Below are 24,512 nucleotides of genomic sequence, written 5' to 3' on the forward strand. Positions count from 1 at the left end.
CGCGGCGAGTACGGTTGTCATCGCCCGCGAAGGCGGGCGATCCAGTATTCCAGAGAAAGTTGTGATCGATCGAGAGGCCGCGGCGTACTGGATCACCCGGACAAGCCGGGCGATGACGGTGTGCTTGTGGTGATCGCGTGCGCCCTACTCCGGCCGCGCGGTTACGCCCCGTTGAGGAATTGGAGCGGGTCAACCGGGCTCGATCCCTTACGGATCTCGAAGTGGAGCTGCGGCGACGCCACCTCCCCGGATTGACCCGACTTGGCAATGACCTGACCGCGCTTGATGGTATCGCCGCGCTTCACCAGCAGCTCACTCGCATGGGCATATGCGGTAACGTAGCCATTGGAGTGCCGAACCAGGACCAGATTGCCGTAACCTTTCAGCTCGTTGCCGGAATAGGCGACAACGCCGTCTTCAGCCGCCTTGACCGGCGTCCCCTCGGGCACAGCGACGTTGATGCCGTCATTGGACTTGCCGTTGGTCTTAGCGCCGTAGCTCGTGATCACCTTGCCGCGCACCGGCCAGCGGAAGGTCGGCAGCGAGCTGGTGGTTTCGGCCGGCTTCGCGGGGGCCTCGGCCGCGGACTTCTCTTCGATATTGGTGGTGGCCTGAGCCAGACGCGCGCTCTGCGCGGGCTGGGCAACAGCGGCCATCTTGGTGTTGGGTACTGGTGCGGCCGCAACCGGCTGCAACGCAGCCGCCACGGGAGCCGCAGCGACGGGCGCCGGAGCCAGCGGAGCGGCAACCGCCGCAGTCTTGGCACCCGGCACGGTCAGCTTGGTGCCGAGCTTGAGCTTCGCCGACGGATCGAGACCATTGGCATGGGCAAGCTCAGCCGCGGAGATATGGTTCTTGCGTGCGATGCTGGCGAGCGTGTCGCCGTGATTGACGAAGTGGAAGCTCGACGGCGCGGCGACGGCCGCAACCGGCTTCGGCGCCATCGCGGGAGCCGCGGCAACGGGAGCCATTGCCGGTGCCGGAGCAGCAGCCACAGCACCCGGATGCGGGATGATCAGCTGCTGGCCGGGCGAAAGCGCACGCGGGCCTTTGTAGCCGTTGGCGGCGAGGATCGCCTGTGGCGTCACGTGATAGCGCTTGGCGAGCACATCGAGCGTGTCGCTGGTGCCGACGATGACCTTGGTCCCGCCAGCCGGCTGGGCAGCCACGACGGATCGCTGCGGCACGGTGCCGGTGGCTTCGAGACGCGGCTGAGCCGGCGGTGCATAGGACCCGAGTCCGCGCCCGCCTCCAGAGACGCCTCCACCCGCTGCAACCGGGTAGGATTGCGGCGCTGCGACTGCCGGCGGCGGCAGCGCCTGGGACTGATAATAGCCCGACTGGGTCTGCGGCCGCGCATATTGCGGCAGCTCTCGCTGCGGCGGCGGGGCCTGCTGCACAGAACCGGTCGATTCAAAGGGGTTGGAGAAGTTCGACTGGGACAGCCGCGACGACATGTCGGCACTGCACCCTGCGAAACTGAAGGAAATCAGCGCCAGCACCGCGACCTGCGGTACGCGGCGCGAGTAAAGCAACTCGGCGACAACAGACATGGTTACTCACTCGTACGCAACAGAACTGGTCTTTTAAGTAAACACGCGCCGAGTAAATAACGGCTTAACCCTCCCAATAAGATGTTGGATGCACTGCCGATCCGGAGTTCTACAGCTCCCGCGCCACGCCGGGCAGCGCCGGCACGAAACGCACCTCCACGAGTTCCTTGCGTTCGATCCCGGTCTCGCTGCGGCTGAGCCGCGTCAGCGTCTGTACTCCCTGATGCGGCCCGACGGGCGCGATCAGGATGCCGCCAACCTCGAGCCGGTCGACCAGGTTCTGCGGAATCTGCTCCACCGCGGCCGTGACGATGATGCGGTCGAACGGACCGATGTTCGGCGGAAGGTTCAGGCCGTCGCCGAGCATCACCTCGACATTGTGACAGTCGAGCTTTTCGAGCCTGGCGCGTGCGGCATCCGCGAGCTTGCGGTAACGCTCAACCGTCAGCACCTCGCCCGCCAGCTTGGACAGCACCGCAGCCTGATAGCCGGAGCCGGTGCCGATCTCGAGCACGCGGTGCTGCTTCTGGAGCTGGAGCTGCTCGGTCATATAGGCGACGACAAAGGGCTGGCTGATGGTCTGCCCGCAGGCAATCGGCAGCGCGCTGTCGCGATAAGCGCCGTCGCGATCGGAGGCCTCGACAAAGAGCTCGCGCGGCACCTCCTCCATGGTCCGCAACACGGTCTGATCGCTGATGCCGCGACGTCTCAGCGTGAGCTGAAACATCATTTTTTCCGGCGGGGGCTGATTGGAGATCATCACTGCTTATGTCACCTCATCCGGTCCCGGATCTATGGTTTTTGCGCCAATGTCCGGAGCCAGAATCTTGTTCCTGCTTAGGAACCCATGATAGCCTTTCGGGCTTAGGGTTTGACCATAAATCGGCTTGCAGCCGACGAGCTACCACGGCCATTTTCCAGCACCGGTTGGCCGAAACGCGCATTGCGTCGATTCGTGTTATCTGCGAACGTTTTCGGGAATGGGCAAGGACTCAACGACAATGACCGCGACAGGGCTTTCCGGCCGCTCTGTATTCCTCGTCGAGGACGAGGTGATGATCCGCATGATGGTTGCCGATATGCTGGAGGAGCTCGGCTACAAGGTCGCAGCCGAAGCCGGCGACATCACCGAGGCGATGCGGCTCGCCCAGGCCACCGAGTTCGACATCGCCATCCTCGACGTCAACGTCAACGGCAAGGTGATCTCGCCGGTCGCCGACGTCATCAAGGCCAAAGGCTGCCCCTTCATCTTCGCGACCGGCTATGGCTCCTCGGGTCTGCCGGAGCAATATCGCGACCGCCCCGCGCTTCAGAAGCCGTTTCAGCTCGACGCGCTCGGCAAGACCATCGAAGCCGCGCTTCGCGGCGGCTAGCCGCCGCTTCCAAACCGCCTTTACTTCAGCGTCGCGCTCAGTTCTTCCGAAAACGCTTCATTGGTGCGGTCGAGCCGCAGCGGGGTGACCGAGACGAAGCGCTCGCGCAGCGCCGCGAGATCGGTGCCTTCGGCCGGCGTGTCCATCATCGCCGCGCGCTCGAAACCGATCCAGAAATAGGGATTGTTCCGCCCGTCCCTGCGCTCGTCGATCCTGAGGAAGCCGAGATTGCGCTTGCCCTGCCGCGTGACGCGAATGCCGAGCACGTCTTCCGGCGCACAGGACGGGAAGTTGACGTTGATGACGGTGTCCTTGGGGATGCCCGCCTTGATCACCTTGCGCAGAATGTCGGGACCGAATTTGAGTGCCGTGTCCCATGGCGGCCGCTCACGCGTCTCGACGCTGAATTCCTGCGACAGCGCGAATGACGGGATGCCCAGAATGGTGCCTTCGAGTGCGCCGGCGATAGTGCCGGAATAGACCACGTCCTCGGCAACGTTGCGGCCCTTGTTGACGCCGGAGAGCACGACATCAGGGAGCTTCGCGCCGAGGATGTGACGCGCGCCCATGATGACGCAGTCGGTCGGGGTGCCGCGCACGGCAAAGTGCCGCTCGCCGACCTCACGCAGACGCAACGGATCGTTCAGCGACAGCGAATGCGACACGCCGGACTGATCGAGCTCGGGCGCCACCACCCAGACATCGTCCGACAGCGCGCGTGCGATCTCCTCTACGACCTTGAGGCCGGGAGCATGGATGCCGTCGTCATTGGTGCAGAGAATGCGCATGCCGCTGGTCGATTCCTGAGCTGGGGTCAGGCCGTCTTATCCGGCCAGGCTTGATCAAGCAAACCGGCTTCGACGCAGACCTCCCCCCTGATTCCCGCCGGCTGCCGCAGCGCAGCATTACCCCGTCAGCTCTAGCGGCGGACCCGCCATTGCGGCAGGAAGCGCGCCAGCCTGCCCTCTGCACGCAATTGCATCGCCGGTACGACGGGACTCGCGGCGGGCGATGTTTCAATCACGCCAAGCGCCTTGAGTTGGGCGATGAGCGGCTCCGCCACTGGCATCTGCGGATAACGATCGCGCGCCAGCGTCACTGCTTTGTCAAAATCCTCGACGTTGACCCCGGCCTTAGCCCTGCGGCCCTGAATGAGCGCGTCGTCCCACAGCCGCGCAATGTCGATATCAAGCACGCCGCGCAAACGCTGATCAACGGCCTGAATGCCGGCACCGGTCACCGCCCATTGTCGGCCGATCCAGAAGATATCGCGGTGCAAGGCCATGGACGGTCGGTTCGCGTTCGCGGGCAGCCGTCAGGATAGCCGGCCGCCCGATCTTCGCAACCAAACGTTTCTGATGCAATATCAAGCAACGCGCTTCATTCTTGCCTGACGCGTGTTCTTGACGCGAACTTTGCTCGAAAGCGCTTTACTCGCGCGCGACCACCTTCAACCCGCCCATATAGGGCTGGAGCACGCTGGGGACCGCGATCGAGCCGTCCTCCTGCTGATAGGTCTCCATGACGGCGATCAACGCGCGGCCAACGGCGGTGCCGGAGCCGTTCAGTGTGTGCACGAAGCGCGGCTTGCCGTCGGGCCCGCGCGAGCGCGCATCCATGCGCCGCGCCTGGAAGTCGCCGCAGACCGAGCAGCTCGAGATCTCGCGGAACATGCCGCCCTCGCCCTGCCCTGGCATCCACACTTCGATGTCATAGGTTTTTTGCGACGAAAAACCCATATCTCCTGCGCAGAGCGTCATCACGCGATAATGCAGGTCGAGCTTCTGCAACACCTGCTCGGCGCAGGACAGCATCCGCTCGAGCTCGTCCTTGCTGGTCTCAGGCGTGGTGATCGAGACCAGCTCGACCTTGGTAAACTGATGCTGGCGGATCATGCCGCGGGTGTCGCGTCCAGCCGCGCCCGCCTCGGCGCGGAAGCACGGTGTCAGCGCGGTGAGGCGCATCGGCAGTTGCTTCTCATCGAGGATGGATTCACGGGCGAGATTGGTGAGCGAAACTTCTGCCGTCGGGATCAGACCGAGGCGCTCGGTCTTCAGCCGCTCGTGATCGGGCTCTGCCAGCAGCTCGCCCTTGATCGCCCAGAACTGATCGTCCTCGAATTTCGGCAACTGCCCCGTGCCGAACATCACTTCGTTACGCACGAGCAGCGGCGGATTGATCTCGGTGTAACCGTGCTCGGTGGTGTGCAGGTCGAGCATGAACTGGCCGATCGCGCGCTCGAGACGCGCGAGCCCCTTCTTCAGCACGACGAAGCGCGCGCCGGACAGTTTAGCCGCCGCCTCGAAATCCATGTAGCCGAGCGCGGTGCCGAGGTCGTCGTGCAGCTTCGGCGTAAAGCCGTAGTTGCGCCCGGCGCCGAACACGTGGTGCTGGACGTTGCCGTGCTCGTCGACGCCATCGGGCACTTCATCAAGCGGAATGTTCGGGATCGCGGAAAGTTCTTTGCCCAGCTCCTCGTCGGCGGCCTTCGCGGCGGCCTCGAGCTCAGGCATCGTGGTCTTGAGCTCGGCGACCTCGGCCATCAACTTGGCCGCACGCGGCTCGTCCTTCGCCTTCTTGGCGTCGCCAATTTCCTTGGACGCAGCGTTGCGGCGCGCCTGCGCCTGCTCCGAAGCCAGGATCGAGGCCCGCCGCCTCTCGTCGATCGCGAGCAGCGACGCCGACAATGGCTTCAGGCCGCGCCGGGCGAGGCCGGCGTCGAAGGCTTGCGGATTGTCGCGGATCGATTTGATGTCGTGCATGGCTGTCTTCCCGTCATGGCCGGGTTTATCCCGGCCATCCACGTATCTGCCGCCTTAGATCAAGTCGTGGATGCCCGGGTCAAGCCCGGGCATGACGAATCATCGGCAGTGCAGCGGTATGATAGAGCGAAAGTGCCCTACTCCGCCGGATTGGCCGGCGTCGACACGTCCGTGCCTGTGGAGGCTTGCGAGGCGGCCGCCTTCTTCTCCACCATCGACACCGCGATGATTGAGCCCTCATAGAGCGCCAGCAAGGGCACCGCGAGCGAGCACTGGCTGAGGATGTCAGGCGGCGTCAGCACGGCTGCGATGATGAAAGCGAGCACGATGAAATAGCGCCGCTTCTCGCGCAGCATCTTTGACGTAATGATGCCGATCCGCCCGAGCAGCGTCAGGATCACCGGAAGCTGGAAAGCGATGCCGAAGGCGAAAATCAGCGACATCATCAGCGACAGATATTCGCCGACCTTGGGCAAGAGCTGGATCTGCGCGGTCTCGGCACCGCCCATCTGCTGCATGCCGAGCGAGAAGCGCACCAGCATCGGCAGCACGACGAAATAAACCAGCATCGCACCCAGCACGAAGAAGAACGGGGTCGCGACCAGATACGGCAGGAAAGCCTGCTTCTCATTCTTGTACAGCCCCGGCGCGACGAACTTATAGATCTGTGTGGCGACGATCGGGAACGAGATGAAGCCGGCGCCGAACAACGCGAGCTTGAGCTGGGTGATGAAATATTCCAGCAGCGCCGTGTAGATGAATTTCGAATTTTCGGCGCCTGCGACCCACACGAACGGCCAGACCAGCACGTTGTAGATCTGCTTGGCGAAGAAGAAGCAGAAGATGAAGGCCACGCCGAAGCCGAGCAGCGCCTTGATCAGCCGCGAGCGCAGCTCGATCAGGTGGTCCATCAGCGGGGCTTTGCTGGCCTCGATATCGGCGTCGCTCATGACGCTTTGGCGTCCTTGATCGCCTCGGATGGCGCCGTGTCCTGCGCGACGGTCTCTTGTGTGACCGGAGCCGGTTCGACCTCTCGCATGATGGCGAGGGGCTCATTCACCGCCGCATGTACCTCAGCTTCGACAAAGGTCTCGGGCGTCGGAGTTTCTGGTGTCGTCGGCGTGGCCGGCGGTTCGACAGCAGCGGCGGCTGCCGGCGTCTCGGCCGGCTTGTCGAGCGCATCGACGCGCAGCGCATCGCTGACGTCTTTCTGCAGCGAGGTCATCAGACCGCCGCTGGTGAAGCCGGAGGCAGCTTCCTTGACCTCGTCAAAGCTCTTCTTGAGGTCGGCCATCTCGGCCTCGCGCATGGCTTCCTGGAACTGGCCCTGGAATTCGGCGGCCATCTTGCGGGCCTTGCCCATCCACTGGCCGACCATACGCAGTACGCCCGGCAGCTCTTTCGGGCCAATGGCGACCAAGGCCACGACCCCGATCAGAACCAGCTCACTCCAGCCGATGTCGAACATGACGTCTTCCGTTCACGCGAAACCACGATCGGACCAATCCCTCACGCGCAGGATCGGGTCCGTTTCCCGCGTCTCGCGTGCTCCTGGCTCAGACGGCCTTGCTGCCGACGTCGGATCGCGCTGCGGTCGGCGCAGCGTTGTGCTCGATGGACTTCGAGGGCTCCTGCTTCTCAGCGGGCTTGTCGTCGTCCTGCATGCCCTTCTTGAAGGCCTTGATGCCCTGCGCCACGTCGCCCATCAGATCCGAAATCTTGCCACGGCCAAACAGCAGCAGGACCACTGCGATCACCAAGATCCAGTGCCAAATGCTAAGTGAACCCATCCTGCAACCCTCCAAACGCGCATGGCCGGGACCCGGCCGATCTTGACCGGAACGTAGGCTTCGCAAGGCCCAAAAACAAGGACCAAGGCAGCGCCAATTCGCTGTTGGCGCTACGTAATCTTGCTAGTGTTAACTGGTCGCAGGCGGCCCGTAGAATGCCGGAGGATCACTCCTCGCTGCCGCCCTCACCGTCCTCATTGCCACCTTCCGGCGGCGTCTCCGGCTCGACCGCAGGCGCCAGGGCCAGATCGAGCTCCTCACCCGGTTCCAGTGGATCCTCGTCCTCACGCAGCGCCGGATCATCCGACGGCGTCGGCACGCTGAATCCGGTCGGCAGGCGCGAATCCAGCAGGCCCGTGCCCTTCAGCTCCTCCAGACCCGGCAGGTCGCCGAGCTGTTCCAGGGTGAACTGCGACAGGAAGTCCTCTGTGGTTCCAAAGGTCAACGGCCGGCCGGGGGTCTTGCGGCGGCCACGCGGCTTGATCCAACCAGTCTCCAGCAGCACGTCGAGCGTGCCCTTCGAAGTGACGACGCCGCGGATCTCTTCGATCTCGGCACGCGTCACCGGCTGGTGATAGGCGATGATCGCCAGCACCTCGATAGCCGCGCGCGACAGGCGCTTGGTCTCGGTGCTCTCGCGTGTCATTAGCCAGGCGAGATCCCCGGCGGTGCGGAACGTCCATTTGTTGGCAACCCGCACGAGGTTCACACCGCGCAAGGCATAGTCGGCCTGGAGCTGTTCGAGCGCCGCCTTGACGTCAACGCCCTCGGGCATGCGCTTGGCCAGCGTCGCGGTGTCCAGTGGTTCATTCGAGGCGAACAGCAGCGCTTCCAGCAGCCGCAATTCTTCGGGACGTGCCTGGGGTTCGTTTTCCATCGGCTCGGCCTCTTCTACCCGCACTTCAGCCAGGCTTGCCATGGCAGCTTCTCCTTCTTGCACTTAACCGACCGGCGCATCGGGCGCAGAAGCTGCGTCCACGATCGGTTTCCCGCGCCCCTTTCGGAAATAAATGGGCGCAAACGCCTCTTTCTGGTTCAGCTCGAGCTGCCCCTCACGCACGAGCTCGAGCGCGGCGGCGAAGCTCGACGCGAACACCGTCGCACGCTGGGTCGGATCCGCGACGTGACGGACCAGGAAATCGTCGAGCACGCCCCAGTCGTCCTGCTCGGTGATGCTGCCGACCAGCCGCTCCAGCGTGGCGCGCGCCTCGGCGAGCGACCACACCGTGCGCTTGGCCAGATGCACGCTCGCCAGCACGCGCGACTGGCGCTGCGAGGCGTAGGCCGTCAGCAAATCGTACAGCGTCGCGGTGTATTTCGGATGCTTGATCTCGGCGATCCGCTCGGGCTCGCCGCGCGGAAAAACGTCACGCAGCAATTGCGCCCGGTTCATCAGCCGATTGGCGGCTTCGCGAATGGCTTCGAGACGGCGCAGACGGTTCGCAAGCGCGGTCGCCATCTGCTCGGCGCTCGGACCTTCCGCGCTCGGCGGCTCCGGCAGCAGCAGGCGCGACTTCAGGAAGGCGAGCCAGGCCGCCATCACGAGATAATCGGCGGCCAGCTCGAGGCGGATCTTACGCGCCGCTTCGATGAAGTGCAGGTATTGGTCGGCCAGCGCCAGGATCGAGATCTTGGCGAGGTCCACCTTCTGTTGCCGCGCCAGCGCGAGCAGCAGATCGAGCGGACCTTCATAGCCCTCGACGTCCACCACCAGCGCGGGCTCGCCCTCGGCGAGCTCTGCGGGCCGGCCGGTCTCAAACGATAAAATTTCTGCGGTCATGCGGATGCCGTGTTTGCGGTCAATGCGTCCAGTTGCGCATTGTCGTTGCTGTGACGCGGCGCGTCAGCCGCGAGCCTGGCGCGATGTCGTTCGCCCCCGCTCCCCACCAGCGTCTTCATCGGCACGTCATTACTCATAAACAAACCCTGGAACCCGATTGCGCTGCGAATCACCTGAGCAATCATTGTCGCAGAAGTCGGCACTGGATGGACCGGCCTGGCAGCGCCATCCACGGGAATGCTGCGACCGGCAGCATCAGCCTCATCGGGCTGCCGCGCGTTCAATTCCCTAATATTAACCGTAGCTTGGAACGAAATATCAAAGCTGGACCTGAAGGGAATGAAGTCCCACGCGCCTTCGGCACGGACAAACGCCCGCTCAGCGGCGGTCAGTACCGTTCCGGATACGCCGGTAATGAAGGCCCGCGTGCTCATGGGGCCGATTAACCCTGCCCCTGGAGGGGGTCAAGGAAACGGCCTTTAATTCCTCTGGACGAAGCAGGACGGCAGGCCCGCCGATTTCAGACTGTTGCAGGCCTGCACCGCTTCGTCGGCCGAGGCATACGGACCGGCGAAGGCGCGGTAAACGATGCCCTTGCCCTTGTCGGTCAGGTCGACCCGCTTGATCACCGGCGAGCGGGAGCCCAGCACGCTGCCATATTTACTCTGGAGCACGCGGTAGGACGCAGCGGCGCTATCCTCGCTCTGTTGCGAAGACACCTGCACGACATAGCCGCCGCCGCTGGGTGCGGGTGCAATATGCGTCGGCGTGGTCGCGGCCATGCGCTGCGCAGGCTCGGCCTGCGGCGCCAGCGAGAGCGGCTGGTTGGCACTGGCATTGGCTGACGTCGGAGGTGTGCGGGGCGCGGCCGGTGCGGCCACCGGCTTCGGCGCAGCCGACGGCTTAGGCGGCGCGGTGCCTTGTGGCACGGCGCTATCCGTCTGGTCGCCCTTCACAGCGACGGTCTTGACCGAGCGCGGCGCGCTGTTCGGCATCGTCCCGTTGCTCGGGACCGGGCCGGCATTCGGCGGCGGAACGGTCGATGGCGATACGCTCGCGACCGACGGCGGGTTGGCATTCTGGTTCAGCGCCGGAAACACCACGCGGGGACCGGCTGCCTTGGCATTGACGTCGACCGGGGCTTCCTCGCGCGGCACGATCTTCTCGCTGCCATCGCCGCTCGCCATGCGATCGGGCACCTTGGCCGAGGAGTCGGACGGTGCCGGCACGATCTTGGTCGGCGTATTGTCCGCCTTGATGACCGGCGGCTCGCCGCTGGGGGGAGCCGATATAGGTCTTGTAGGCGAAGGCCGCGCCGGTTCCGACCACGGCGAGCGCGAGGATCGCCGCGATCGTCATCATGCCGCCGCGCGATTTCCTGGGTTCGTCGAGGTCAGCCTCGGGATAGTCGCTCTGGAATGCGTAAGGGTCGTCCGGATAGGCCGGCTCACGCTGAAAATCCTGCTCGCCCGACTCGAGCCTCCCGTAGAGCGCGTCGTCGTAGCGCGCCGGATCAGGCTGCTCGTACGGCGCCTCATAGGCTTGATGCTGGTCCGGCTCCTGACGGTAAGCCTGTTCCTGGTAAGCCTGATCCTGATAGGACGGCTGCGGCTGATGATACTGCGGCTCGGGCGCGGCCGGCTGGGCCGAATAGCGATGCAGCGGATGAATGGGATTCACGGCCACAGGATAGTCAGGCTCCGCCGCCGGCTGCGGCTGCACATTGGCGCGGCGCATCCATGAGGGCGGCCCTGGCTGAGCCGGCGGTGCCGGCTCGGCATAGTCCTGCTGATCGTCCTCAGGATAATCGTCGTGCTGATAGCTCTGCGTCGGTGCCGGCGCCGCGGCTGGCCGCGCACCTGGGCGGCCCTGCGCTGCGAACGGATCGGTCTGTCCGATCAAGCGCGCGAGTTCGGCCAAGGGATCGCTGTCCGCCCTCCCATGCTGATCGGCGCCGCGATCATAGTCATCTGAGGGAAACGGTCTGTCGTGATATCGATCGGCCATCGTGATGATGCGTCCCTTCGGGAAAGCCGCGCGCCCCTCGACCAAGGCGCAGCTTTCGACCCACAAGGCTTTCAACCAAGTCTAAGCGATCCGGCTTCTGCCGGTACCCCCAATATTCCCCTTAAGTAGTTCGCCCCAAACTACCGCATCTCGTCCGGAGCATGGACGCCGAGGATGGCGAGGCCCGATGCCAGGACAGAGACGACGCCCTGGACCATGGCCAGTCGCGCCTTTGTTAGAACTGCATCATTATTGATAATGAAGCGTAAATAGGGCAAATCGCGCCCCTTCGTCCAAAGTGCGTGAAATTCGCTCGCTAAGTCATAGAGATAAAAGGCAATCCGGTGCGGCTCATGGGCCGCAGCAGCCGCTTCCAGCATCCGCGGATAAATTGCGAGGCGCTTGAGAAGATCGAGCTCGACAGGGTCTGACAGCCGTTCCAGGGCCGACTCACTGAGCCAGGCAATCCGCTTGTCGGTATCATCAGGCAGGTCCGGGAACACCTCCGCGCGGGCGTTGCGGAAGATCGAGTGGCCGCGGGCGTGGCCGTACTGGACGTAGAACACCGGGTTGTCGCGCGACTGCTCGATGACCTTGGCGAGGTCGAAATCCAGCACCGCGTCGTTCTTGCGGTAGAGCATCATGAAGCGGACGGCGTCCTGGCCGACCTCATCCACCACATCACGAAGCGTGACGAAGTTGCCGGCGCGCTTGCCCATTTTGACGGGCTCGCCGTTGCGCAGTAACTTCACGAGCTGGACGATCTTGACGTCGAGCTCACCCTTGCCCGATGTCGTCGCCTTCACCGCCGCCTGCATGCGCTTGATGTAGCCGCCATGATCGGCGCCCCAGACGTCGATCATCTCCGCAAAACCACGGTCGAACTTGTTCTTGTGGTAGGCGATGTCGGAGGCGAAGTAGGTGTAGGAATTGTCCGACTTGATCAGCGGACGATCGACGTCGTCGCCGTAGGCGGTTGCCTTGAACAGCAGCTGCTCGCGGTCTTCCCAATCCTCGACCGGCGCCCCCTTCGGCGGCGGCAGGCGGCCTTCATAGATGTCGCCCTTGGCCTTCAGGAAATCGATGGTCTCGGCAACCTTGTTGTTGCCGGTCTCGATCAGCGATCGCTCCGAGAAGAACACGTCGTGGCGGATGTTCAGAGCGGCGAGATCGTCCCTGATCTCGTCCATCATCATCGCAATTGCCTTTGCGCGCACGGTCGGCAGCCATTCGGCCTCGCTCATCGCGCGCAGCTTTTCGCCGTACTCTTTCGCCAGAGCCTGCCCGACCGGCTTGAGGTAGTCGCCGGGATAGAAGCCCTCCGGGATCGCGCCGATGTCCTCGCCGAGCGCTTCGCGATACCTGAGGAACGCGGAGCGCGCGAGCACGTCGACCTGCGCACCGGCGTCGTTGATGTAATATTCGCGGGTGACGTCGTGGCCGCCGAACTGCAGCAGGCTCGCCAGCGCATCGCCGAACACGGCGCCGCGGCAATGGCCGACATGCATCGGTCCGGTCGGGTTGGCCGAGACATATTCGACATTGACCTTGGAGCCGCCGCGGACGCGGCCGTAGTCCGTCCCCTCACGCAGCACCGTCCGCAGCGCCTCGGCCCAGGCGGCGGGCTTGAGCGTCAGGTTGATGAAGCCGGGACCGGCGACGTCGACCTTGGCGATCAGCGCATCGGCGCGGAGCTTCTCGGCGATCTGCTCGGCGAGATCGCGGGGCTTTGCCTTTGCCTCTTTCGCAAGCACCATCGCGGCGTTGGTCGCCATGTCGCCGTGGGAGGCATCGCGCGGCGGCTCGACCACCACGCGCCCAAAATCGATGCCCTCGGGCCAGTTGGCTTCCGCCGCGAGCGCGCGGCAGGCGGCGTGCACGCGTGCGAGCACGTCGGCGAACAGATGCGGGCTTGAGGATGTGTCGGGCATGGCCGCCGCCTAACGCAAATCCGGGGTCGAGTCAAAGAGCCGCTGGTGCTCGGTCAGGGCGAAACGGTCGGTCATTCCGGCAATGAAATTGCCGATCCGGCGGGCCCGATCGCCCTCACTGTCCGCCTCCGCCCCCACCAGCCATTCCGGCGGCAAGTCGGCCGGCGACGCCAGATATTTGGCGAACAGGTCGAACAGGATCTGCTCCGCCTCCCCCATCACCCGCATCACGCGCTTGTGGCGGTACATGTGCCCGTAGAGGAAGCGCTTGATGGCGGCCTCCTCCTCGGCGACGTCGGGCGGGAACGCGATCAGCGCCCGGCTCTGCTGGCGGACGTCCTGGGCTGATTGCGGCCGGAGCTCGGCAATGTTCTTCTGGGCCTCCGCGAACACGGCGCCGATCAGATGGGAGATCAGCTCGCGCACCAGCTCCGCCCCGCGCCTGAGGTCTTCGAGGTCGGGGTAATGCGCCGAGGTCTCGGCGATGATCTCCGCCGTGAGCGGCATCACCTTGAGGTCGTCGAGGTGGAACAGGCCGGCGCGCAGGCCGTCATCGATGTCGTGGGCGTCGTAGGCGATGTCGTCGGCGATCGCTGCGACCTGGGCTTCGAGCGAAGCAAAACTCCAGAGCTCCAGATCGTAGGTCTTGATGTAGTCGGCGATGCCGACGGGAATGCCATGCTCGCGATAGCGGCCAACCGGCGCGCCGCTGCGGTCGGTCAGCGGGCCGTTGTGCTTGACGATGCCCTCGAGCGATTCCCAGGTCAGGTTCAGCCCGTCGAATTCAGGGTAGCGATGTTCCAGCGAGCCGACGACCCGGAGCGCCTGGGCATTGTGGTCGAAGCCGCCAAAATCCTTCAGGCAGGCATCCAGCGCCCGTTCGCCGGCATGGCCGAACGGTGGATGGCCGAGATCATGAGCGAGCGCCAGGGTCTCGGTGAGGTCCTCGTCGAGCCCCAGCTGCCGGGCCAGCGCGCGGGCGATCTGGGCCACCTCCAGCGAATGGGTCAGCCGGGTCCGGTAGTGGTCGCCCTCATGGAACACGAACACCTGGGTCTTGTACTTCAGGCGGCGGAACGCGGTCGAATGGATCACCCGGTCGCAATCCCTGCGGAACGGGCTGCGGGTCCGGCTCGGCGGCTCGGCGACCAGCCGGCCGCGGCTGCGATCGGGGTCGCAGGCATAGGGCGCGCGGGGGGCTGCCATTCCGACGGACACGGCGAATTTAGTCCCTATCCATTTGATTCTGCGTATGGTGGCACTTAACTATGCCGGACGCGGGATACCAAATGAATTGGCTATGACGCGCCGGACTATCGGAGACCTGCAATGACGACTGCCGTGACCATCAGTGACCGTGCCGCCCGCCGGATCGGGGAGATCCTCAGGGGTGAAGGCACAGGCGCGATGCTGCGCATCTCGGTCGAGGGCGGCGGCTGCTCCGGCTTCCAGTACAAGTTCGACATCGACCGCGACCGCACCGACGACGATCTCGTGATCGAGCAGGACAACGCGGTGGTGCTGGTCGATTCCGCCTCGCAGCCCTTCCTGGCGGGCTCGCAGGTCGATTTCGTCGACGACCTGATCGGCGCCTCGTTCCGCGTCAACAATCCCAACGCGACGGCGTCCTGCGGCTGCGGCACCAGCTTCTCGATCTAGCCCCAAACGGAAATCTGCAAAACAACCCCATGCACAGTAGCGGGGACGCCCAGCGGCGCGACGAACTTCGATTTTTTCGAAAATGAGTTGAGGCGTCGGGCAAAACAGTGGTAAGGTGTCATCATCGCGAGGTCCCCAAGTCGGGGAGCTCGACAGCATAAGCGATCGCGAGTTCGATACAGCCTAAGTGGTGATTGCCGCGACGCCGTTGCGGATGGCGAACCCACCATAAGCTGTCAGGTGTGAGTGGTGACGTCATCCCACTCCTCACCGTCGTATCTGATAAGCCAGTTCAAAGCGTAGTGTCTTTCTTGCGTCACGCCAGGATCGAGACCTGCGGGTACTTGCTGCCCCTTCATGCGGGCATTCCTGACAGCCCAGTGATACCTGTAGATCAGATCGGCCTGATCAAGAATATCGCCGATCGGACGAAGTTCGGAATCTTCGATAAACTGAGAGGTTGTCCTTTCGGCCATTGTCTTTGCGGCGAATTCCACATCGCAAATCTGAGATGGCTTGCCCAATTCAGCCACGAAGCCGAGTGCCCAAAGCAGAACCCAGGCGGCTTCGTGCCTCCAGGTGAATTGAATCCGGTCGTGCTCCGACGGGGACTGGTCGCGCACAAAGGCGAGTTCATTGGGAGTCAGATGTGGCCGAAGGTCGTATGACTCTAGAAGCCCTTCAGCCAATTCCTCCGGAAGTCCTTCGCCCTTTGCAGCAACGAAAAGGACACAAAGAGCGCGCAGCGCGACTTCTTCTTGAGACCGTTTCAGCGCCTCGGCCGCGCTCTCGATAACAGGCAATTGAGCGAAGAAAGGTACGCCCTCAGCGCGGAGTATCCCTTCTGACCTGAGCTTCCTGTCGATAGCTTCCGCGGACACGCCCTCATACATCGCCCCAGCCCCAAAATGTCTTGCCAACTTGGCAGCAGCATCAGGCCTTTCTACAACCAAAGATCGCGCGTGACCATCGCGTTCAACACGCTACCGGAGGTCGCCTAGTCTAGTGGACGCATCAAGGCGATGGGTGCAATAGCCTGATGATGAGCTGAAGCAGGGTGTCCGCGCATCGATCCGGAAGATGCGTCGGGCAAAACAGGGGTAAGGTGTGATCATCGCAAAATCCCACCGGGGAGCTCGACGGCACACGCGCTCGGCGGCCGTGGCGCGCCGTTCTGGTGGGATCGCCACCACCCCCATTCCTCACTATCGACGAAACGGGCTCACGGCGACGCCGGCGCGATCGATGCGCACGAGGCTCTGCGGCGGAATGCAGTCCCAGTCGGTGCTGGCGTCGTCAATCGGCTCGGACACGAGGAGCGCACCGGGCCCGCGCGTGTTGAGGTAGAGCGTCGGCGGGCGCAAATCGCTTGCATAGCGGATCGCGTAGAGCCTTTCGCCGTCGGACATCGCGGCGGTGAAGCGCAATGGTTCATTGACCGCGCTCGCTGCCATCTGCCGCTCGATCAGGTCGATGACCCCCGCGAACGCGCCCTCGGGATCGGACGCGAAGCCGAATGCCAGCAGGAGAAGGAAGATCACTTCGCTGTCGGTCGTGCCATGGCGACTGGAATAGTGGTCATCCGGAATATGCCCTTCCAGGGCGCGGCGCACGCGTTGCCAGCCGCCGATCTGACCATTGTGCATGAACAGGTGACGATCCGCCGCGAAGGGATGGCAATTGGTGCGGATGGTCGCGGTGCCGGTCGCCGCACGCACATGCGCGAGAAACAGCGAGGAGCGGATCTGGTGCGCGATCGAGAGCAGGTTCTCGTCGCTCCAGGCTGGCCGCACATCGCGAAACAGGCCGGGCCGCTCGCGTTCACCGTACCAGCCGACCCCGAAACCGTCCGCGTTGACCTCGGACTTGGCCTCGCGGCAATGCCGGCTTTGCGCGATCAGGCTCTGGCAAGGCTTTGCGATGAAGTCCTCGAGGAAAACAGGCGCGCCCAGATAGGCCAACCATCGACACATCCTGCTTCCCTTGGCTCCCGATCGCGGCGCTGGCTATTCGGCGGGCTGCAGCGCGTGGCCGCGGCGCGCGATGCGCTCGTGCATCTGCCGGATCATGCGGCTCGCGGTGGTCTCGAACAGGCAGGCAATCACGGCGTGCACCAGCGCCGCCAGCGCGGCGCCGAACAGGCGCGCCGCAAAGCCGAGCGCGAACAGGAAATGCTCGCCATAGGATTCATCGACGCTCTCAGGATGGGACAGAAACAGCCGGTGCAGGGTGGTTTGCATGCGGGGCTCCACGGCGGGGTTCGCCTGTAAGCTCTAGCGGATTCCGCCCAAGAAGATGTCCCAAATATCACACGATAGACCATATATCAGTTGAATTTGGACGATAATTCCGCCTATTCTTGGGATAATGGATGAAACAGACTGCAAACTCCTCAACCTGATCCAGCATGACGCCGCCCTGTCGCTGGATGAGCTCAGCGCGCGCGCGGGGCTTTCCCGCAATGCCTGCTGGCGCCGCATCAAGCGGCTGGAGGATGACGGCATCATCAAGGGCCGCGTAACACTGCTCGATGCGGGCCGCATCAATGTCGGCCTGACCGCGTTCATCGCGCTGCGCACCACCGAGCACAGCGCGAGCTGGCTCGAGCAATTTTCGAACGCCGTGCGCGACATTCCGGAGATCATCGGCGTCTACCGCATGACCGGCGACGTCGACTATCTGCTGCAGGCCGTCATCCCCGATGTTGCCGCCTATGACCGGCTCTACCAGCGCCTGATCGGGAGGATCACGCTCGCGGACGTGTCGTCGTCATTCGTCATGCAGGAGATCAAGGCGACCACGGTGCTGCCGCTCGACTATGCGCCGGAGCGGCGCGGATAAGGTCGTAGCATGCGGCTGAGAGCTTCAAGCGCGACATCGAACCAAATCGCAGATCCGGCGTACACAATTGTGCCGGGCGGCGATGCCGTATCGCCACGGCGAAGCGATAATGCCCATCTTAATTCGGCCGTGGCGCGCCAATAGCAGTAGCAAACACTCCCATGCGCATGATCGATCGTCTGTTCTGTTGCCTCGTTCTCCTCCTTTCCGTTGCCGCCCTTCCCGCGCACGCGGCTGGGCCCTGCCCGTTCATCAGCACCAAGGAGCTCGCGGGCGCAATGCCAGCGCTGAAATGGTCGCTGATTTCAAATCAGGACGGCCGCGGCTGCATCTATCAGGGCGGGCGCGGCGACACGATGATGCTGTCCGTCTTCCGCAATCCCGACAAAGACCGCGCCAAAGAGCTATACGCGACCTTCGTCAAGACGCTCGGTGAGCGCATGCCGCTGAATGCGGTCACTGACATCGGCGACGAAGGCCAGTTTGGTACGACCGCCGCCGGCGCGGAGCGCCAGGAGGCTTCGGTCCTCGCCTTGTCCGGCGACTACATCCTGCAAATCGGCGTCTATCCGATCGGCCGGCGCGCGGACGATGCGCTGCTCGGCCCCCTCACCCAGGTCGCACGAATTGCCATCGGCAATGTGACCAAGACCAGCGAGCGGTTCGGCGACTGCGAATGGCTCACCGCCGCGGATGCCGACGGCTTTCTCGATACAAGCACGCTACAGGTTCAGCGGACCGGCGCCGGCAGTTGCATGATGTTCGATCGCGAGGCCAACACCATGGCCGTCGCGGTGATCACGACCTCACGCGACACCGCGAGCAGCATGATGAAACGACCGGGCCCCTGCCAGCACGTGGCGATCCCCGAGCTCGGCGGTGAAGCGTTCGGCGAACATTCCTGCACCAAGGGCAACGGCAACGCCGTCAACATCTTCGTCTGGAAAAACGGCAGGCAGGCGTCGATCCTGTTCGCGCCGGTCAAGCCGCATCCGGAGTCCGGCTCGGTCGAGCACCTGAAGGCGGTCGCCGCGCGGGTTTATGGAAAGTTGTGACGGCGCCCCGTTACATCGTTCGACGTGTGAAGTAGATCATACGGCAATACACATATCTCTGGTAGCAATACCAGGCCACTTCAACCTCGCTCAACCCTGATATCGGCAGTCCAATTGAACAGTCGAGATTTTGCTCGGCCGATCAATGCGACGTGGGCGTGAAGCGGCGTGCGCGATCGGAAGGCCGGCTTGTGGCGCAGCTGGCCGAACGAGATTTGAAGACGTCATCATCGCCAACGCGACAAACGGATGACCCGCAATTTTAAGCACAACAATTGAACGGAGGCTGCATTGTCCAATCAAATCGATTTCCCCACCCAACCCTTTTACATCATGTCCAAGATCAATCGATCGAACTGGGTGCTGACGATCACCCCGCAAGGCGCCGTGGTGCTGCGGCCGCTGACATCGACGATCGATCAGATCTGGACGGCAACGCCGGATCCGCGTGGCGGCGCCATCCTTCGCCATGTCGACACCGGCCTCGTCCTCGCCTGCGGACTGGTCACAGTCGCATGGCTGAGGAATATTCCCGGCGGTCCGCTGAAGGCGGTGAACCTCGATACGTCCGACGCCACGCAGCTCTGGAGAGCGGAGGACCTTGGCGGCAACTGGGTTGGAATCAACACGCTTCTCAACTGGGAATCCAAGATCAACGTGTACGGCTCAGACGTCCACGGAACGATCGGAGTTTACGGTTGGGATGGAGGTGCCGACAATGAAGAGTGGCGGCTGGTCGCCGAAATCGGTGCGATCACCGTTGATTCCGTCGACTACGACATGACGAAAGCCGTCGCCGACCTCGGGATGCCGCCATCTCACTGTGCCGTGACCACCGTCGACAACACGTTGGGTGGCACGCCGAACACCAGCTCATACTCTCTGGTGCGTACGGTTACCACACAGCGATCGATCACGAACTTCGAGTCCGACACGACAGGTCACAAATACACCCAGACCTTCAGCATCAAGGGGGGCATCGGCAAGATCGTTGAGGTTTCGGCGTCGGCCTCGTTCGAGGAATCCGACAGCAAGACGATCTCGCTGACTGACCAGAAGACCAACACGGAAACCGTGACCGATACGATATCGACGCAAGTCAACGTCCCCGCAGGCAAGAAATACGCCTATCACGTGGTCGTATACTACGGCAAAGTCAGTGTGCCCTATACGGCGCACTCGACATTCCAATCGTCGACAATCGGGGCGGCGCCCGTCAAGGTGACAACGCAGGGTGTCTTCACGGGGGTGAACAAAACCAACAATGAGATCGTGATCCGCGACATCACGTCTCCGCAGCCCGATAAACAGCAATTTGTCGGTCGCTCAGCGCTGCCCTGAGCGGCCGGCGTCGAGCGTCCGCCCGTAGAACGTTCGAGCCGCTGCATTCGAAGTCCAGCGGCTCGAGCTTTTCAGATCATGTCGGGTTCTCGATCTGACAGACGGTTCAAACGCCCGTCATCTGCCTTTCCTCGTCCGTCCATTCGACGTCATCAGGCATGAGCTCCGGCTGCAGCGGCGCCTCCTCCGTCATCACGTGGCCGTCGAGCGCGCGCAGCAGGGCCGCGACCAGTGCGGCCTTGCGGAGCGGTTTTGCCAGAAAGTCCGACATGCCGGCCTCGCGGCAGATCCTGACGTCTTCAGGGAAGGCGTTGGCAGTCAGCGCGATGATCGGCAAGGCCTTGAAGCGCCCGCCTTCGGCGCGGATCGCCCGGGTCGCGGCGAGCCCGTCCATCTCGGGCATGCGCACATCCATCAGCACGATGTCGTAATCGCCTTCAGACACGGCTGTGACAGCCTCGACGCCGTCGGTGACGACGCGCGTCTCGACATCGAAGGCCCCGAGCATCTTGCTCACGACCATGCGGTTGACCGCGTCGTCCTCGGCGACCAGCACCTTCAGCGGTCGATCGAGGATGGCAATGTGGGACTTGAGATCGTCGGCTTCCTCGCGGCCTGCATCCTGATCGGAAGTCTGCGCCTGGCTCCACGGCAGCACCAGCGTGAAGCGGAAGGTCGAGCCCGCGCCCGGCGCCGAGGTGACGCCGATGGTGCCGCCCATCTGCTCGATGATGCGCCTGGAGATCGCAAGGCCGAGGCCCGTGCCGCCGAAGCGGCGGCTGATCGAGGCGTCGGCCTGCGCGAAGTCGCTGAAAAGCTGCCCGAGCTTGTCGGGCGCAATGCCGATGCCGCTGTCGGTCACGGTCCATTCGACGGTCGCGAGCAGATCCCGGCGCGCCTGGCACACGGCCTTGATCGCAACTTCGCCCGCGTCCGTGAACTTCACCGCGTTGGACGCGAGATTGAGCAGCACCTGCCTGATACGCGCAACGTCGCCGCGCAGCGTCGGCGGCAGGTTCGGATCGAGCTCGACCTTGACGCTGATGCCTTTGCTCTTGGCGCTGGCGCGCGCAACATTCGCGATTCCCTCGACCAGCGTCTGCGGCGCGAAGTCGATCGCCTCGAACTGGAAGCGGCCGGCCTCAAGCTTGGAGAGATCGAGGATGTCGTTCAGGATGCGCTGGAGGTTATCGCCGGATTCGCGGATCGTCGTGACGGCCTCACGCTGCTCCGCATCCAGATCGGTTTCGAGCAGCATGCTGGCAAGCCCGAGCACGCCATTCATAGGCGTGCGGATCTCATGGCTCATGACCGCGAGGAAATCCGACTTGGCGCGGCTCTCGGCTTCCGCCTTCTCCGCACGCCAGCGCTCGGTGACGTCGCGGCCGAAGCCGCGATAGCCGAGGAACTGGCCGTCGCGATCGTAGGCGGGCTTTGCGGTCAGCGACCACAGCCGCGCCTCGCCGCCCGCGACGACCTTCAAATTCATCTCGTGCAGCGGCTCGGCATGCTCCATCAGGCCGACGATGTTGTAGGCGGCGGCCTTGTCCTCCGGGCACAGCATGTCGAGCACGTCGGCGAAATGCGATCCCTTCAGAAGCGGAAGCGGCAATTGCGCAACGTCGGCGAAGCGTTGCGGCACGTCGGTGAGATGGCCTTCGGCGTCGGTCTGCCACAGCCAGTCGCTGGCGTTCTCCTGAAAATCCTTCAGCAGCAGCGAGATGATCTCGGTTTGCCGCTCCAACTCGAGCTGGGCCTTGAGATTGCCGAGGAACAAATTGCCCTGCGAGACGATGTTGCGCGCCATGAAGAACGCAAACAGCAGCAGGAACACCGCCGTCACCAGATACGGCCCGGTGCCGCACAGCAGCAGCGCACCGGCGCAGGCAATGGTCATGGTGGCGAGATAGACGAGGCCGGCGCGCGGGAAGGTCGACAGCGTGAAGGCGCCGCCGGACATCATGCCGACCATCAAGCAGGCCAGGATGAGCTGGCTGGTCGGCCCGACCAGGCTGAACAAGGCGAGCGGCAATGCGCCCCAGATCGCGGCAAGAAAGAATGCCTGCCGCAGCATCCGCCGCGCCGCGCGGGGCGAAGCCTCCTGCGGTGGATTGCGGTGCGAGCGCTGCCATGAGCGCACCGCGAGCGCGGCGACGGCCGTGAGGGTTGCACCCCAGATTGCGAGGAAGTCGTTCCAGCCCCGGCCCCAGAACAGGATCAGCACGATGGCAACGTTGAGCATGGTGACGGCCATGGTCACCGGGATCAGCCGCGTCACCGCGTCGATCTGCTTGGCGCGGATGCGGCGCAGCTCGCGCTCGCTGAGATCGGCGGTCAGACCATCCTCGATCTCGAAGCCGCCGAGCCAGTACAGGAACGCGCCGACGAGACCGTCGCGCTGCTCAGTTTGTTGTGAGGATTTGTCCGGCCATCCCATCCGAAGGAACCTTTTCCGTATCAATGACCTGCAGCCGGCTTAAGCCGGGTTAATTTTGTGGGAGATTTTGCGGCGTCCTTGACGGGGACGTTGGCGGTTTGTTCTAACCATGGCCCTTGGTCCGGAGCCGCCCCCATGCCCATCAGAGTTGCCACCTGTTCTGTCCCGTCGCATATCGCCGGATAACGCACCCTCACGACGAATAGCCGCAAGTCATTGCGGCTGCAGTCGTTTTCGGCGCACTTTCAGTTAAGCCACTGAAATTGCAGCGGGTTGCACCGGAGCGTTTTGGGGGTATCGGTGGGGGTATTGGTTGGGCGATACCCCCATGGCACGTTCACGCTGCGTTCGTAGCTTTGGCGATGGCTGCACGGATGGCGTAAACCTCTTCCGACCAGTCGCCGTCGTCTTCGATTTTCTCAGGAGAACGACGATTCCCCTCGTCAAGATCGTTTGCTAGGTCGCGTTCGTACATTGCCTGGAGAGACTTCTCCAACGCTCGCAGCATATCCGGCGCAGCCGCAATCAGGCGCGCATCATCGAGGCAGTCGTCAGACATGCGGCCGAGCCCACTGCATTCAGCGATGACACGCCCGCTTTGTTTGTGGACGATTGTCGTCGCTGCTCTGCACTCCCAAGGGATAGCTTCCCAAGGCCCCGGGGTGTGATTGGCTTCCATCAAAACCCCCTCCCGAATTCCTTTAGCAACTTTCTCGCCCGGCCGATGTCGTGCCAGTCGGGCGCCATTGCATATGGCTTGCGATAGTAGGCGAGCACTGTGCCGTCACCTGCGATGCGAATTTTCTGCGCCTTGCGACCGATCTTCGCTTCGGCGGCTTGCTCGATTTCTGGTGCGCAAGCTTGTCGCTCATGTCTGCCTTTCGTGTTGCGATGGATGAATTATGCGCGATGACCGACGATGAACGTCTATGGCCCTGCACTCATCTGGGTCATTGGCCCACCGCACCGACTCACCACATGTTGGTCAAGCATAGGCGCGACTCTACCAGGCCGAATTGGTGGTATTTTTGGGGGTATTTTCTGTGGAAAACGGTAGTTATACGGAGCTATCAGCAGTGAAGTACGGTGATTTGGAATGACGATTCGTGTGGCCACCTGGAACGTCAATTCGGTCCGGCAGCGGATCGATCTGCTGTTGACCTGGCTGAGGGAGTGCCAGCCGGACATCGTCTGCCTGCAGGAGATCAAATGCGTCGACGAGGCGTTCCCGCGGCTGGAAATCGAGGCGCTCGGCTACAACGTGGTGACCCACGGGCAGAAGACGTTCAACGGCGTCGCCCTGCTCTCCAAGCTCAAATTCGACGAGACCAAGTCGGGGCTTGCCGGTGACGACGAGGACACGCATGCCCGTTTCCTCGAAGGCGTGGTGACGCTCAAGCGGGGCGTGATGCGTATCGCCTGCCTTTATCTGCCCAACGGCAATCCTGTTGGCACCGAGAAATATCCCTACAAGCTCAAATGGATGTCGCGGCTTCTTGAGTATTCGAAGGAGCGTCTTAAGACCGAGGAGCCGCTGATCCTCGCAGGCGACTTCAACGTCATCCCGCATGCCCGCGACGTGCACAATCCGGCCGCCTGGACCGAGGACGCCCTGTTCAAGACCGAGACGCGCGAAAGCTTCCAGTCCCTGCTCGGCCTCGGCCTGACCGACGCGCTCAGAGCCGTCACCGACGAACCCAACCTCTACACGTTCTGGGATTATCAGGCCGGCGCCTGGCAGAAGAACCAGGGGCTGCGCATCGACCACCTCCTGCTTTCGCCGCAGGCCAGTGACCGGCTCGCCAATGTCGGCATCGACAGCTACGTGCGGGCCTGGGAGAAGCCATCGGACCACGTGCCTGTCTGGGCGGATCTGGATCTGGAGGCAGCGTAGCAATTGGCCTCGTCATTCCGGGACGGCTCGAAGAGCCGAACCCGGAATCTCGAGATTCCGGGTTCGATGCTTCGCATCGCCCCGGAATG

The 24,512-nt window shown here is 63.3% G+C and carries 23 protein-coding genes and 2 pseudogenes; 6 read left to right on the plus strand and 19 right to left on the minus strand.

Going from position 1 to position 24,512, the window contains the following annotated elements:
- Window positions 1-161: 161 nt before the first annotated feature.
- Together Q0687_RS10675 and Q0687_RS10680 are read right to left on the minus strand one after the other, a co-directional pair.
- A complete protein-coding gene (locus Q0687_RS10675) occupies window positions 162-1,553 on the minus strand; it encodes a LysM peptidoglycan-binding domain-containing M23 family metallopeptidase (RefSeq protein WP_298875744.1) in 1,392 nt (463 codons plus the stop codon).
- A gap of 109 nt (window positions 1,554-1,662) precedes the next feature.
- Window positions 1,663-2,313 (minus strand): protein-L-isoaspartate(D-aspartate) O-methyltransferase, encoded by a 651-nt coding sequence (locus Q0687_RS10680; RefSeq protein WP_298875747.1) that lies wholly within the window; start codon window positions 2,311-2,313, stop codon window positions 1,663-1,665.
- Window positions 2,314-2,554: 241 nt separating this feature from the next.
- Here Q0687_RS10680 and Q0687_RS10685 point away from each other — a divergent pair, with 241 nt between their 5' ends.
- Window positions 2,555-2,926, plus strand: a complete 372-nt coding sequence (locus Q0687_RS10685) for a response regulator (protein WP_008547195.1) — start codon at window positions 2,555-2,557, stop codon at window positions 2,924-2,926.
- Between the two features lie 20 nt (window positions 2,927-2,946).
- Here the strand turns inward: Q0687_RS10685 and surE are convergent, their stop codons facing one another.
- The 12 genes and pseudogenes from surE to Q0687_RS10745 all read right to left on the minus strand — a co-directional run bounded on the left by surE (window position 2,947) and on the right by Q0687_RS10745 (window position 14,402).
- The gene (gene surE, locus Q0687_RS10690) at window positions 2,947-3,714 is read right to left on the minus strand and encodes a 5'/3'-nucleotidase SurE (protein ID WP_298875754.1); all 768 of its coding nucleotides are present in this window, start codon (window positions 3,712-3,714) and stop codon (window positions 2,947-2,949) included.
- Window positions 3,715-3,845: 131 nt separating this feature from the next.
- Window positions 3,846-4,211 (minus strand): hypothetical protein, encoded by a 366-nt coding sequence (locus tag Q0687_RS10695; protein WP_298875756.1) that lies wholly within the window; start codon window positions 4,209-4,211, stop codon window positions 3,846-3,848.
- A gap of 145 nt (window positions 4,212-4,356) precedes the next feature.
- A complete protein-coding gene (gene serS / locus Q0687_RS10700) occupies window positions 4,357-5,688 on the minus strand; it encodes a serine--tRNA ligase (RefSeq protein WP_298875759.1) in 1,332 nt (443 codons plus the stop codon).
- Window positions 5,689-5,825: 137 nt separating this feature from the next.
- Window positions 5,826-6,638, minus strand: a complete 813-nt coding sequence (gene tatC / locus Q0687_RS10705) for a twin-arginine translocase subunit TatC (protein ID WP_298875761.1) — start codon at window positions 6,636-6,638, stop codon at window positions 5,826-5,828.
- Entirely contained in the window at window positions 6,635-7,156 is a 522-nt protein-coding gene (gene tatB, locus Q0687_RS10710; protein WP_298875764.1) for a Sec-independent protein translocase protein TatB, read from the minus strand. The genes tatC and tatB overlap by 4 nt, the downstream gene beginning before the upstream one ends.
- A gap of 88 nt (window positions 7,157-7,244) precedes the next feature.
- Window positions 7,245-7,478 (minus strand): twin-arginine translocase TatA/TatE family subunit, encoded by a 234-nt coding sequence (locus tag Q0687_RS10715; RefSeq protein WP_027529733.1) that lies wholly within the window; start codon window positions 7,476-7,478, stop codon window positions 7,245-7,247.
- 166 nt (window positions 7,479-7,644) lie between these two features.
- On the minus strand, window positions 7,645-8,397 hold the full coding sequence (gene scpB / locus Q0687_RS10720) for an SMC-Scp complex subunit ScpB (protein ID WP_298875775.1): 753 nt from the start codon (window positions 8,395-8,397) through the stop codon (window positions 7,645-7,647).
- A gap of 21 nt (window positions 8,398-8,418) precedes the next feature.
- Entirely contained in the window at window positions 8,419-9,258 is an 840-nt protein-coding gene (locus tag Q0687_RS10725; protein ID WP_298875778.1) for a ScpA family protein, read from the minus strand.
- Window positions 9,259-9,323: 65 nt separating this feature from the next.
- A pseudogene (locus tag Q0687_RS35815) lies at window positions 9,324-9,467 on the minus strand (beta-hexosaminidase); the annotation flags it as partial.
- Window positions 9,468-9,737: 270 nt separating this feature from the next.
- Window positions 9,738-11,265: pseudogene (locus Q0687_RS10735) on the minus strand (SPOR domain-containing protein).
- Between the two features lie 140 nt (window positions 11,266-11,405).
- Window positions 11,406-13,196 carry an arginine--tRNA ligase gene (gene argS / locus Q0687_RS10740; protein WP_298875783.1) on the minus strand — a complete coding sequence of 597 codons (1,791 nt, stop codon included), beginning with the start codon at window positions 13,194-13,196 and terminating at the stop codon, window positions 11,406-11,408.
- 9 nt (window positions 13,197-13,205) lie between these two features.
- On the minus strand, window positions 13,206-14,402 hold the full coding sequence (locus Q0687_RS10745) for a deoxyguanosinetriphosphate triphosphohydrolase (protein WP_298875786.1): 1,197 nt from the start codon (window positions 14,400-14,402) through the stop codon (window positions 13,206-13,208).
- A gap of 123 nt (window positions 14,403-14,525) precedes the next feature.
- Between Q0687_RS10745 and erpA the strand changes: the two genes are divergently transcribed.
- The gene (erpA, locus tag Q0687_RS10750; protein WP_298875789.1) at window positions 14,526-14,855 is read left to right on the plus strand and encodes an iron-sulfur cluster insertion protein ErpA; all 330 of its coding nucleotides are present in this window, start codon (window positions 14,526-14,528) and stop codon (window positions 14,853-14,855) included.
- A gap of 236 nt (window positions 14,856-15,091) precedes the next feature.
- Here erpA and Q0687_RS10755 read toward each other — a convergent pair whose 3' ends face one another.
- The 3 genes from Q0687_RS10755 to Q0687_RS10765 all read right to left on the minus strand — a co-directional run bounded on the left by Q0687_RS10755 (window position 15,092) and on the right by Q0687_RS10765 (window position 17,095).
- The gene (locus Q0687_RS10755; RefSeq protein ID WP_298875792.1) at window positions 15,092-15,748 is read right to left on the minus strand and encodes a DUF4272 domain-containing protein; all 657 of its coding nucleotides are present in this window, start codon (window positions 15,746-15,748) and stop codon (window positions 15,092-15,094) included.
- Window positions 15,749-16,060: 312 nt separating this feature from the next.
- Window positions 16,061-16,828 carry a class II glutamine amidotransferase gene (locus tag Q0687_RS10760; RefSeq protein WP_298875794.1) on the minus strand — a complete coding sequence of 256 codons (768 nt, stop codon included), beginning with the start codon at window positions 16,826-16,828 and terminating at the stop codon, window positions 16,061-16,063.
- A gap of 33 nt (window positions 16,829-16,861) precedes the next feature.
- Entirely contained in the window at window positions 16,862-17,095 is a 234-nt protein-coding gene (locus Q0687_RS10765) for a DUF6356 family protein (protein WP_298875796.1), read from the minus strand.
- 115 nt (window positions 17,096-17,210) lie between these two features.
- Here Q0687_RS10765 and Q0687_RS10770 point away from each other — a divergent pair, with 115 nt between their 5' ends.
- The 3 genes from Q0687_RS10770 to Q0687_RS10780 all read left to right on the plus strand — a co-directional run bounded on the left by Q0687_RS10770 (window position 17,211) and on the right by Q0687_RS10780 (window position 20,092).
- Window positions 17,211-17,696, plus strand: a complete 486-nt coding sequence (locus tag Q0687_RS10770) for an Lrp/AsnC family transcriptional regulator (protein WP_298875813.1) — start codon at window positions 17,211-17,213, stop codon at window positions 17,694-17,696.
- Window positions 17,697-17,974: 278 nt separating this feature from the next.
- Window positions 17,975-18,751 (plus strand): hypothetical protein, encoded by a 777-nt coding sequence (locus Q0687_RS10775; protein ID WP_298875798.1) that lies wholly within the window; start codon window positions 17,975-17,977, stop codon window positions 18,749-18,751.
- A gap of 291 nt (window positions 18,752-19,042) precedes the next feature.
- The gene (locus tag Q0687_RS10780) at window positions 19,043-20,092 is read left to right on the plus strand and encodes a hypothetical protein (RefSeq protein ID WP_298875801.1); all 1,050 of its coding nucleotides are present in this window, start codon (window positions 19,043-19,045) and stop codon (window positions 20,090-20,092) included.
- 106 nt (window positions 20,093-20,198) lie between these two features.
- Here the strand turns inward: Q0687_RS10780 and Q0687_RS10785 are convergent, their stop codons facing one another.
- Both Q0687_RS10785 and Q0687_RS10790 read right to left on the minus strand, forming a co-directional pair.
- Window positions 20,199-22,529: an ATP-binding protein gene (locus Q0687_RS10785; protein ID WP_298875804.1), complete on the minus strand. Its 2,331-nt coding sequence runs from the start codon at window positions 22,527-22,529 to the stop codon at window positions 20,199-20,201.
- A gap of 337 nt (window positions 22,530-22,866) precedes the next feature.
- Entirely contained in the window at window positions 22,867-23,208 is a 342-nt protein-coding gene (locus tag Q0687_RS10790; RefSeq protein WP_298875807.1) for a hypothetical protein, read from the minus strand.
- Window positions 23,209-23,625: 417 nt separating this feature from the next.
- On the opposite strand from Q0687_RS10790, the gene xth reads away from it, so the two are divergent.
- Complete coding sequence (xth, locus tag Q0687_RS10795; RefSeq protein WP_298875810.1) at window positions 23,626-24,423, plus strand: exodeoxyribonuclease III; 798 nt, start codon at window positions 23,626-23,628, stop codon at window positions 24,421-24,423.
- The last annotated feature ends 89 nt before the right edge of the window (window positions 24,424-24,512 follow it).

It is taken from the genome of uncultured Bradyrhizobium sp., from assembly GCF_936928535.1.
Lineage (GTDB): Bacteria > Pseudomonadota > Alphaproteobacteria > Rhizobiales > Xanthobacteraceae > Bradyrhizobium.